The organism is Spirosoma soli, from assembly GCF_042684525.1.
In the GTDB taxonomy this organism is placed as follows: Bacteria; Bacteroidota; Bacteroidia; order Cytophagales; family Spirosomataceae; genus Spirosoma; species Spirosoma soli.
In genome coordinates, this window is record NZ_JBHULN010000015.1 from 82,175 (window position 1) to 93,159 (window position 10,985).

The 10,985-nt window shown below is 49.1% G+C and carries 9 protein-coding genes; 5 read left to right on the forward strand and 4 right to left on the reverse strand.

The annotated features are described in order from the left end of the window. The first annotated feature begins 121 nt into the window (after nucleotides 1–121). Nucleotides 122–1,045: a sugar phosphate isomerase/epimerase family protein gene (locus tag ACFSUS_RS21025; protein ID WP_381525718.1), complete on the forward strand. Its 924-nt coding sequence runs from the start codon at nucleotides 122–124 to the stop codon at nucleotides 1,043–1,045. A 131-nt stretch (nucleotides 1,046–1,176) separates the two neighbouring features. Further along, nucleotides 1,177–2,772 carry an aldehyde dehydrogenase (NADP(+)) gene (locus ACFSUS_RS21030; RefSeq protein ID WP_381525719.1) on the forward strand — a complete coding sequence of 532 codons (1,596 nt, stop codon included), beginning with the start codon at nucleotides 1,177–1,179 and terminating at the stop codon, nucleotides 2,770–2,772. 107 nt (nucleotides 2,773–2,879) lie between these two features. Here ACFSUS_RS21030 and ACFSUS_RS21035 read toward each other — a convergent pair whose 3' ends face one another. The 3 genes from ACFSUS_RS21035 to ACFSUS_RS21045 form a co-directional block, all read right to left on the reverse strand. Beyond that, nucleotides 2,880–3,581, reverse strand: a complete 702-nt coding sequence (locus ACFSUS_RS21035; protein ID WP_381525720.1) for an SDR family NAD(P)-dependent oxidoreductase — start codon at nucleotides 3,579–3,581, stop codon at nucleotides 2,880–2,882. Nucleotides 3,582–3,664: 83 nt separating this feature from the next. Next, a complete protein-coding gene (gene folE, locus ACFSUS_RS21040) occupies nucleotides 3,665–4,438 on the reverse strand; it encodes a GTP cyclohydrolase I FolE (protein WP_381525721.1) in 774 nt (257 codons plus the stop codon). Next, nucleotides 4,401–4,832 (reverse strand): 6-pyruvoyl trahydropterin synthase family protein, encoded by a 432-nt coding sequence (locus ACFSUS_RS21045; protein ID WP_381525722.1) that lies wholly within the window; start codon nucleotides 4,830–4,832, stop codon nucleotides 4,401–4,403. Before ACFSUS_RS21045 ends, folE begins: the two co-directional genes overlap by 38 nt. Nucleotides 4,833–5,120: 288 nt before the next feature. Between ACFSUS_RS21045 and ACFSUS_RS21050 the strand changes: the two genes are divergently transcribed. Continuing rightward, on the forward strand, nucleotides 5,121–6,227 hold the full coding sequence (locus tag ACFSUS_RS21050; RefSeq protein WP_381525723.1) for an MBL fold metallo-hydrolase: 1,107 nt from the start codon (nucleotides 5,121–5,123) through the stop codon (nucleotides 6,225–6,227). Between the two features lie 10 nt (nucleotides 6,228–6,237). Here ACFSUS_RS21050 and ACFSUS_RS21055 read toward each other — a convergent pair whose 3' ends face one another. After that, a complete protein-coding gene (locus tag ACFSUS_RS21055; RefSeq protein ID WP_381525724.1) occupies nucleotides 6,238–7,848 on the reverse strand; it encodes a MutS-related protein in 1,611 nt (536 codons plus the stop codon). 433 nt (nucleotides 7,849–8,281) lie between these two features. Between ACFSUS_RS21055 and ACFSUS_RS21060 the strand changes: the two genes are divergently transcribed. Then, entirely contained in the window at nucleotides 8,282–10,663 is a 2,382-nt protein-coding gene (locus ACFSUS_RS21060; RefSeq protein WP_381525725.1) for a mechanosensitive ion channel family protein, read from the forward strand. 23 nt (nucleotides 10,664–10,686) lie between these two features. Beyond that, nucleotides 10,687–10,818 carry a hypothetical protein gene (locus tag ACFSUS_RS21065; protein ID WP_381525726.1) on the forward strand — a complete coding sequence of 44 codons (132 nt, stop codon included), beginning with the start codon at nucleotides 10,687–10,689 and terminating at the stop codon, nucleotides 10,816–10,818. Nucleotides 10,819–10,985 lie beyond the last annotated feature (167 nt).

Consider the following 10,985-nt stretch of genomic DNA (forward strand, 5'->3'; position numbering starts at 1 on the left):
TTAATGACAAACTGCTTAAAAGATTAATAGGAGTAAATGAGTAATTCGCTCCTGTTTTGGTTTTTGTAAGAAAAAGCAGTCTTTTATTCCAGAAATTTCACTCGCTAACAATTCTTGCGATATGCCCTCTAACCGTCGTATGTTCATTAAGCAAGCCGCTGGAGCCGCTGCTGGTATGGCTGTATTCCCCGCTGCCTTTGCCGAAGTATCAAAAAAGAAGATGTTCTTCGACATTTCACTGGCCGAGTGGTCACTGCACAAAGCTTTGTTCAGTAAGAAAATTACGAACCTGGATTTTCCGGCCATTGCCCGTAAAGAGTTTGACATCAGCATTGTCGAGTACGTCAATCAGTTTTTTAAAGACAAAGCACAGGACAAAACCTACCTGAACGACCTGCTGGCCCGTTGCAAAGACAATGGTATCACCAATCACCTGATTATGATTGACGGCGAAGGTAATCTGGGCGCAACCGACAAAGACGAGCAGACCAAAGCCGTAGAAAATCACCACCGCTGGGTCGAATGCGCCAAGTTTCTGGGGTGTAAAACCATTCGGGTTAATGCGGCTGGCAAGGGAACAGCCGAGGAGGTCTCTAAAGCGGCTGTTGAAGGACTGGGAAAGCTGGGTGAGTTTGCCAAAACCATGAATATCAACGTCATTGTTGAAAATCACGGCGGCTATTCGTCGAACGGGCAATGGCTATCGGGCGTGATGAAACAAGTGAACATGAAAAACGTAGGTACGTTGCCTGATTTCGGTAATTTTTGCATCAAACGCGGGGCTAACGGCTGCGAAGAGCAATACGACCGTTATCAGGGTACCCAGGAACTCATGCCATTTGCCAAAGGAGTTTCCGCTAAAACGTATGATTTTGACGAGAACGGCAATTGCATCGAAACCGACTACAGCCGCGTTATGAAGGTGGTCAAAGACAGCGGTTTCAAAGGCATTGCCGGAATTGAATATGAAGGCAACAAACTTGATGAATACGAAGGCATTCGAAAAACAAAAGCGTTACTGGAGCGTGTCGGAACGATGGTTTAGATAGTCTATTTCACACAGATCAGTCCGCCCAAGCGAAGGCACAAAGAGCACAGAGATTCGTTATTTTCTTTGTATTCTTTGTGCCTCCGTGTTTAATATTGGTCAAAAAACAACCTGTAAATTGTAAGTACATGCAAGCTACTCAACCTCAGCTCAATATGAATTTTATTGGCTATGAAGCCGTTACGGGCCAAGGTGACTCCTTTCAAAGTTTTGCGCCCGCTCGCAACGAAGCCCTTACCGACGAATTTGCCAATGTCTCCGCTGAACAAGCCAATCAGGCCGTTGACAAAGCGGCTGCTGCCTTCTCCGCTTATGCCAAACTGCACCCAGCGCAACGAGCGGATTTTCTGGACGCCATTGCTGCTGAAATTGAAGCCCTCGGCGACGATCTGATCGAACGGGCGGTGTTGGAAAGTGGCTTACCAACGGGTCGAATCTCGGGCGAACGCGGCCGGACAATGGGACAGCTACGCATGTTTGCTACGCTTCTGCGCGAAGGCTCCTGGGTCGATGCCCGCATTAACCCGGCCCTGCCTGATCGCCAGCCCCTCCCCCGACCCGATCTGCGCCGAATGCTGGTGCCGCTGGGCCCAGTTGTGGTTTTTGGCGCTAGCAATTTCCCCCTGGCATTTTCGGTAGCGGGTGGCGATACGGCCTCGGCCCTGGCGGCTGGTTGCCCGGTTATTTTCAAGGCCCACCCCTCGCATCCCGGCACCTCGTCGCTCGTTGGACAAGCGATTGTGGAAGCGGCTCAAAAAACCGGAATGCCCGATGGTGTTTTTTCACTCCTGCACGCCGATAACGACGTAGCTCAAGGTTTGGTAGCGCACCCAGCCGTGAGAGCAGTCGGTTTCACCGGTTCACGACGGGGCGGACTGGCTTTGCTACGTGTCGCCCAGGAGCGGCCCGAACCCATCCCCGTATACGCCGAAATGAGCGCGGTAAACCCGGTGGTGATTATGCCCGGTGCGATTCAGGAAAACGCGGTGAAAGTAGCCGAAGGTCTGGCCGCGTCGGTGGTTCTGGGCGTCGGTCAGTTCTGTACCAATCCGGGACTAGTCTTTCTCCTCGATTCGCCACAAACCGATAGTTTCCTGGAAACCGTCGCCGTAAAGATTAGAGCATCGGCTCCGGCAACGATGCTCAACGCGGGCATTTGTCAGTCGTATTACAAAGGGGTGCAACAGATTCGGGTATTACCGGGTATTCATGTGCTGGCCGAAGGAGAGACAGAAGCCAGCCACGACCGTACCGAAGGCCGCGCCACCGTATTGACCACTACGGCTCCGTTGTTTTTGAGTAATCCTGATTTAAGTCATGAAATTTTCGGGCCTAGCTCGCTGGTCGTCGTTTGTCAAACCGAAGCCGAACTAGCCGACTGTGTTCAGTCACTGGAAGGTCAGCTTACCGCCACGCTGTTTGCCACTCCCGACGAACTTCATCAATCATCGGTTGACTGGATAGAGCTGTTGCAAACCAAAGCCGGGCGGGTACTTTTTGGCGGGTATCCCACGGGGGTAGAAGTCTGCGAAGCCATGACGCATGGAGGGCCATTCCCCGCTACGACCGACAGCCGCACTACTTCGGTGGGCACCGGGGCTATTCTGCGGTTCGTTCGTCCGGTTACGTACCAGAGTTTTCCGGATGCGCTGCTGCCTCTAGCCCTGCAAAACGCTAATCCACTCGGTATCTGGCGAAATGTGGATGGAAAGATGACGAAGTAAAAAATAACGTGGACGGGAGCCCGCGTAAGCCGAAGGCAAACAGAGCTAAGCTGCTCTACTTAACTTACCTTCAGTTTACGCGGATTCCCGTCCACGTTACAGAGATATTACTTTAGCGTACCCATGCCGCCATCCACGCCGATCACCTGGCCGGTGATCCAGCTGGCCTGGTCGGAAAGTAGGTAGGCGGCCATGCTGGCAATATCTTGTGGAGTGCCGTACCGATTGAGCGGGTGACGTTTGTTGCCCGCTTCTCGTTTAGCCTCATCGGCGAGCAGAAACTGCGCTAAGGGCGTATCGGTCAATGAAGGCGCAACTGCGTTAACCCGAATATTATACGGCGCAAACTCGGCCGCAAGCGACTTAGCCAGGCCTTCTACCGCCGATTTTGCCACCGAAACCGACGAGTGTAGACCCATGCCAACTTTAGCCGCTACTGTACTAAAGAGTACAATACTACCACCCTTCGATTTTTTGATGGCCGCGTAAGCCGCATGAATCGTGGCGACAGCCCCGAGTACATTAATCTCTAAGTCCGTGCGATAATCATCGATCGTGAGCCGCTGAAAAGGCTTGAGATTGATGGTGCCGGGGCAATACACTATCCCATGCAGCGTATCAGGCAATTGATTGAGGGCATCAGTGGCCGACGTTTGCGAGACGTCCCACGTCATGTGTGTAGACGGAATGCCGTCGGGTTGATTACGACCGGCCGTGAAGAGCGTAGCGCCCTGAGCCTGGAGCTGTTCGGCCAAGGCGTGGCCAATTCCCGAACTCGCTCCAACAATAAGAATATTTTTACCTTGCATGAAACACAGTGGTCAGTTAACAATAAACAGCCAACAGTTTGTGAGGGCTAACTGTTGGCTGTTTATTGTTAACTGACCACTGTTTAAATGGTTACATTCGATTGTGCAATGTAGCGAAGCAACTCCTGCCGGGTGGCTTCGTCTTCAAATTTACCCCCGTAGGCGGCCGTAATGGTCGAACTATTTACGTCGTGAACACCACGGGTTGACACACAAAGGTGTTTCGCGTCGATGATAACGGCAACGTCCTCCGTTTCAAGCACTTTCTTAAGCTCGTCGGCAATCTGAACCGTCAGGCGCTCCTGCACTTGTGGCCGCTTGCTGAAGTATTCAACAATCCGGTTGAGCTTCGACAAACCGATCACTTTCCCGCTGGAGATGTAAGCTACGTGCGCTTTGCCGATGATAGGAACAAAGTGGTGTTCGCAGTAGGTCTGCACTGTAATATCTTTCTCGACCAGCATCTCGTTGTACCGAAACTTATTATCGAACAACGTTGGCGTCGGCTTATTGGCGGGATTCAAGCCGCGGAAGATTTCCTTCACGTACATCTTGGCCACGCGTCGGGGCGATCCTTTCAGACTATCATCAGTCAGGTCAAGGCCGAGAATACCCATGATCTCCCGGAAATGCTCTTCAATCAAATCGATTTTAGTATCGTCGTCAAGATCGAAGGCATCAGGACGCATGGGTGTATCAATGGAAGCGGCACCGTGGGCGTCGCCAATTTCGTCGACCAACTCCTCATGGTCCGTCACTCCGGCCTGATGACCATTTAGGGCATAGCCATTTTTGTGATTACCGTTGAGCGAGGCACCGTTAGGCAGGATATTCGACGAAGTTCCGTTCAGTTTCATATAATCTGATTTTAAGATCTAAGCCCTCGCTTAGCTGGTTGCGTAAAATTGTGTAAATAACAATGGCAATGTTTTCGGCCGATGGGTTCAGGTCAGCGAACTCCTCGGTATCCAGGTTTAAGTTTTTGTGATCGAAGCGGTCGATGACGTGTTCATTAATGATGTCGCTGAGCTCCTTCATATCGATAACATACCCGGTCTCAGGATCAATGGGGCCAGTTACCTGCACAATTAAGTTGTAATTGTGCCCGTGATAGTTAGGATTGTTGCACTTGCCATACACGCGGGTATTTTTCTCGTCTGACCAGTTGGGGTTGTGCAGACGATGAGCCGCGTTGAAATGTTCCTTGCGAAACACCGCAACCCGTGGGGCCTCCGCCCGAGAAATGTCCATACTAAAGAGAATCGAATAAAGGGTTCGATCAACCTGTCGTTACAAAGTTTGTGTACAACACAGGCAGACGGCAGAGCGTGTAGCCAAAACGCTCATTAGTGTGCGATTGTCAACTAAATAACCGGTTTTAGCCCTATTCTGTTCAATTTTTTTTTACAAACATTAAACAAAGCATTACCGATACATTCCGTTGATTCGGTTGCATAACACCCCCCGAATGGGTATTGTTCCCATAATGACTTAGCCTAAACCCTGGAACCTGATGTAAGCACTACCCGTTGTGGCTGCATGAAACGATTGAAAACCACCATGCTAACCATCACTATCGTCTTAACCGTTTTAGTAGGAGCAACGCTGCTATTTATGCAGCAACCTACGTTTGGGAGCAATCCGGCCACAACTCGCCTGGAACGTATCAAGCACTCACCTAATTACCGGGACGGATCATTCCATAATTTGACACCAACGGCCGTCATGCGAGAAAATGCTTCGTATGCGGCTATGCTTACAGACTACCTCAACAAACCAAAAGATAATGTTCCTCCGCATGCCCTGCCTTCCGTCCATACAGATCTGAACGCACTGATCGACGATAAACCAACGATTGTCTGGTTTGGGCATTCGTCATACCTGATTAAGTCGAAAGGCGTTCATATTCTGGTCGATCCCGTATTCAGCGGCTATGCATCGCCCGTATCCTTTTTTGGAGGCTGTTTTCCTGGATCAAACGTGTACACCGCCGATGACATGCCAACTATAGATCTGCTTGTGCTCTCCCATGACCATTACGACCACCTCGATTACAAGACCATTGTGCAGTTGATCCCAAAAGTGAAACGATTTTATACGGCCCTCGGTGTTGGGGCACACCTTGAACGCTGGGGTGTTCCGGCAAACAAAATTGTTGAGTTTGATTGGTGGGAAACGCAAAAAGTAGCGGATCAGATCGAATTGACAGCAGCGCCAGCGCGGCACTTTTCGGGGCGAAGTCTCTCGCGTGGCAAAACGTTATGGACCGCGTTTGCCCTGAAACTGCATGGCTACGACATTTTCCTCGGGGGCGATTCGGGCTACGACAGTCATTTTAAAGAGATTGGTGCCAAATACGGTCCGTTTGACCTGGCCATTCTCGAATGCGGCCAGTACGGCAAAGACTGGCCGAGCATTCATATGTTTCCGGAAGAGGTGGCAACGGCCGCGCAGGATTTAAAAGCCAAAACGGTATTGCCGGTGCACTGGGCTAAGTTCGCACTGGCGTATCATGCCTGGAACGAACCCATTCAGCGGCTTACCAAACGAGCTGCTGAGCAAGGACTCGACGTAACGACGCCCCAGATTGGCGAGCCCGTTATGCTAGGATCGGTATATCCGAAAACAGTCTGGTGGAATTTTTAATGGAGCTGCTTCAGCCAGCATCCGGCTTCAGTTTGTTGGCGTAAAGGTGTCGGGCCAATTGAGTCGCTTCGTCGGTCACCTCCGTGGGATACTGGTTCAGTTCCAAGATCCGGATGGCGTTAGTATGGGTTAAATTGCCTTTTTTAAGTGTATAATCAAACAGAACTGTGCCCTCCTCAACGATCTCGGTAAAATGAAATAGTTGGAACGAGTCTTTTACTAATTCGGCCAGTTCCAGATCGTGGGTGGACACAAAAACCAGGTTAGCCTTTTGGTTCAGATAACTCAAAACCGCTTTGCCCGAAGCAATTCGCTCGACGGTATTTGTTCCTTTAAACAACTCATCCAACAAGAACAGGTGTCCTTCCGCAGTCTGACTCTGGTCAAGTAAGGTTTTTATGGTTAGTACTTCATCGAAATAATAGCTTTTGGCGCTTAACAGATCGTCACTGATCCGGATCGCCGAGTGAATCTTTAGCCTTGGCATCCGCCATTGTTTAGCAAAGCAGGTGTTCAGCGTCTGAGCCATGAGCGCGTTTATACCAATTGTACGGATAAACGTAGTCTTACCCGACATATTAGAGCCGGTTAATAACGCCGAATGATCCACTAGAGAAATAGAATTAGGCACGGACTGGTCAATGAGGGGGTGGTAAGCATCCAGAGCCGTAAGCTGCTTTTTGTCAGCAGTTAAAGTCGGCAGGCAGAAAAAAGGCAGTTGCTCTCGTAAAAATCGTATCGACATGGCTACGTCGATTTCTCCGACGTAACGATAGACAGCTTCGATTTCCGTTCGTTTCACATTGATCTTTTCCAGCACATTAAAAAATACGAGTGGTTCCAGCAAAAACAACGCTTTCACCAATTCCAGTGCATAGTCAACAATAAGGCCAATCTCGCTTTGCAATTTTGCTTCCAGCTTAAACAAAGACATTTGCGCTCCCAGGCGATCTATTGCATCAATGGATAGACGAATGCCAGGACTTAGTTCATCGTTGACTTCGTAGTTGCTGATCTCTTTGGCCGCCTGATTCATACGGGCTAATTGAGGAATGGAGCCAACGTATTGATACAGGTTATTCTTGTTCCAATAATGAATCAGAAAATTAACCGCCAGCAAGGGCAGTAGCAGAAGCAGCGCCTGCGGAAAGCCAATGGACAGTAGCACCACGCAGAGGCTAGTAAACGACAGAGCTTTAATAACCCAGAACCACTTGGGTTTCTGGACTTGATCTCTCAAAAACAAAGAGACAACAGAGTAAGCATTAGGGCTGTTTAAGGTCGATAATTCAAGCAGGATCGTGTCTTTCAGGCCAGGGGTTCGCTCAATACGGTTGATCAGCTTTTCAAATCGTTCGGACTGGAGTCTATCATCAGGAATTGTACGTACTGTATGATAAAGAAACTGCTGGCCCACCTTCGAGCTGGTACGATCAACGAACATAAAAACTTCATTCATGTCCAGATCCTGAAAGGTCTTGTCTGAAATAACTTGATAAACGCTTTCTTTATCACTTAACCGAAAGTACCGCTCAATCTTGTCCAAGTCAAAAAACTCCTGTTTTAGTCTGGAGGCAGTTGCCTGTAGCTGAGCCACGTGTTCCGCTTTGGGTAGACGCATAATGTATTCAGTGGAATGAGGCCAAAAGATAAAAAGAAAGGGGTGAGTTCCTAAGTGCCACTAAACTAAGTTGGCAAGGTATCGTTTCTGCAACACCTCGGCTGCTCCTGGCCGATTAGCGGTTGGTGCTTACTGGCACGCATAAGGTTGATTTCAGCGAAGACACAACTTTGGGCTCAGAGGTTGTTTTTGAAAAATCGAAGCCGTTAACGTTAATCTATACCTATTAGGCTGGGCCCAAAAAGCAGGCTACCATCAACGTATCGGAACGCCTATTTAGTTCGTCCGAGCCGTGTCCATTTGCTCAGATAAGCCGTACTTTACCGAATTGTACTGCACAATTTGCGTTCCTACTGAAAGCAGATGGCACAACAACCCATAGGCTGTTGTTTGTTGACCACCTATCTGCACTTAATTTGATGTTGATTAATGTATGATGTTTCAGCAATATAATAACCTCAGTATCAGCTATCAGCCCGTCAAGAAATTATTCGTTAAACTAGCCCTAATCATACTTTTCCTGACCGGAGCCAAGCCGGTGATGGCGCAGGATACGACCAAGTCTACGGGTAACCCGCCGGCCCTGACTATTCCGGATACGTTGTTATTCAAAATACAGAAAGCACAGTCGGTTATTACTGAAATAAAGGCAGCGAATAAAAAAAACTCCGGCGCCAATCGCATACGGAATGGCCTCAGGAGTATAAAGGCCAGCATTGCTCCTATCTCCGCCGACGTAAACACGCCGAACAAAAGTATCGATTCAAAGAATCTGTCGAGTTATGGCTTAATCCTGGACGACTCTCAGGAAAAGCTGACCGACTGGCGAGCTACACTCTCAAAGGCTAACAACGATTTACAGAGCCGACTCGACGAGGTGCTGGCGTTGAGTGATGACTCGCTGCTGATCGTAGCAGGCAACGATACGACCCAAAAGAAGTTTTACGCCGGACAGCTATCCAGCCTTAAACTACAATTGCAGGAAGCCGGCACGCTCACCAGTGCCAAGTTAGATTCTGTGAGCCGGCTTCTGGCCGACGTTTCAGCTACGTCAATATCGGTCAGCAACTTGCAGGCCATCATTAATGAGCAGTTGCAAAAGTCGAACACGAATGCTTTTTACCGGGAGTCGCCTTACCTGTGGGACGCCCCTACCTCATTCGGGGCTGGCAACACGCAGGCCATTGTCAAATCGACCTATCAGGGCCAGAATAAAATATTCCGGTATTTTATTAATTCAACCTGGGACAACCGGCTGCTCTTACTCCTCTTGTCGGGTTTGTTTTTTGTATGGGTATTTACAAACTACCGCAAAGCCGCTGAGCTTCTGGCCGACAAGCAGATCGATCCTATCCGGTTCGAGAATCTAAAGCCGGTGCCCATTGTTGCTTCGCTGATTGTCTACCTTAATCTGACCCCGCTTTTTGAGCCAACCTCCCCTTCTTTGTACATAGAGGTTACTCAGTTTCTGCTGTTGATGGTGCTGACGGTTCATCTCTGGAAGCGCTTTACCAGGCATGATTTACGGTTTTGGCTGCTGAATATCGCCATGTACGTGGCACTTATTGTGGTCAATGCCCTGCTAAACGATTCCATTTTCATTCGCCTTGCGTTAATAGCCCTTAACATAGGCTTCCTGTACATTGGCCTGGTATTCTACCCAAAGCTAAACCGTGAGCATATTAGCCAGGGACTCATCAATCCGGTTATTCGGCTTTATCAACTCTTACAGGTACTGGCTATTGTACTCAACGTGTTCGGGCGTATTAGCCTGGCCAAAACCCTGGGCATTACAGCTGTTATTGGACTGGTGCAAGTGATCGGACTGGGCGTGTTCATCCAGATCATGATGGAAGGCCTGGAGTTGCAGATGAGGCTAAGCACCCACGCCAAAGGCATCTTTTCGCGCGTGAATACAGACCACATACGAGGGTCGTTTCAGCGAATACTTCTTTTCGTCACTATTAGCCTTTGGCTACTGGTGTTCTTCATCAACCTGGGTATAGCCAACAGTTTATTTAATTTCTTTTACCAGATACTCGTTCGGCCTCGTTCATTCGGCAGCATTACGTTCACGTTGAGCAATGTATTGTCGTTCTCGATTATTGTTTATCTGTCCAGTCTGCTGCAAAAAAACGTAAGCCTGTTGTTTGGCGAAAGCAAACTGCCCTCGACGGGTGAGCAGGTCGAACACATCAGCTCCATGCTGGCCCTGGTGCGGTTGGTTATCATTATCGCCGGTGTGCTACTGGCCGTGGCGGCTTCGGGCATCTCGGTCGACAAGCTTACCGTGGTGCTAGGTGCACTCAGTGTAGGCATCGGCTTAGGGATGCAGAACATTGTCAGCAACTTTGTGTCGGGCATCATCCTCATCTTTGAAAAACCATTCCAGATTGGCGACTACATCGAACTGGCCGACAAAAAAGGCATGATCCACGACATCGGCATTCGGTCGAGCCGGATGAAAACTGTGCAAGGCTCCGAAGTAATCATTCCCAACAGCGATTTGCTGGCCAACCGCCTGGTAAACTGGACATCGAACAGCAGTAATCTAAAAACCGACCTTACGTTCAAGGTCGGTGCGGATACAAACCTGCCAGCACTTACGGATTTAATCAAAAAAGAAGTTGTTGAAATACAAGGCGTTGTTAAAACGATACCGCCCGAAGTGCTGGTCACTGCCATCGCTGCCGATAGCATAGAACTGAAAGTGCAGGTATGGATCACCAGCGTCTATACCGAAGCAAGCTTTAAGAGCCAGTTGTTACAGCAATTGCTGAAACTATTCAGTGAGTCAGGCATTAAAGTGGTCTGAGATACTTACGGCATAGTCAACTGGTGTTCGACGAAGAAATCAATCACCTGCCCTACGCCGACCGACTGACGGTGTTGGCACCTTCTGCTACCCCGCGTCAGTCGCTCGACGCCCGTTGTTTTGACGTTATTGCTGGGGCTTACTTCTGCAAATAAGGCGTAAAAAACCTACGGCTGACACTTCCGCGCCAGCCGTAGGTTTTTTCCGTCTTGATTATAGATCAAACTCCAATCAAATCACTTAAGCGCTCATATAATTTTCTAAACAAGCTCCATTGTAACCATTATCAGTCATAAAACGCCCACGCCATAACTCTTTACGA

What these genes read in the sequence shown, in the direction of transcription:
- ACFSUS_RS21060 (WP_381525725.1), top strand. Translation starts at nt 8,282, where the DNA reads ATGATGTTTCAGCAATATAATAACCTCAGTATCAGCTATCAGCCCGTC.
- ACFSUS_RS21050 (WP_381525723.1), top strand. Translation starts at nt 5,121, where the DNA reads ATGAAACGATTGAAAACCACCATGCTAACCATCACTATCGTCTTAACC.
- folE (WP_381525721.1), bottom strand. Translation starts at nt 4,438, where the DNA reads ATGAAACTGAACGGAACTTCGTCGAATATCCTGCCTAACGGTGCCTCG.
- ACFSUS_RS21030 (WP_381525719.1), top strand. Translation starts at nt 1,177, where the DNA reads ATGCAAGCTACTCAACCTCAGCTCAATATGAATTTTATTGGCTATGAA.
- ACFSUS_RS21055 (WP_381525724.1), bottom strand. Translation starts at nt 7,848, where the DNA reads ATGCGTCTACCCAAAGCGGAACACGTGGCTCAGCTACAGGCAACTGCC.
- ACFSUS_RS21045 (WP_381525722.1), bottom strand. Translation starts at nt 4,832, where the DNA reads ATGGACATTTCTCGGGCGGAGGCCCCACGGGTTGCGGTGTTTCGCAAG.
- ACFSUS_RS21025 (WP_381525718.1), top strand. Translation starts at nt 122, where the DNA reads ATGCCCTCTAACCGTCGTATGTTCATTAAGCAAGCCGCTGGAGCCGCT.
- ACFSUS_RS21035 (WP_381525720.1), bottom strand. Translation starts at nt 3,581, where the DNA reads ATGCAAGGTAAAAATATTCTTATTGTTGGAGCGAGTTCGGGAATTGGC.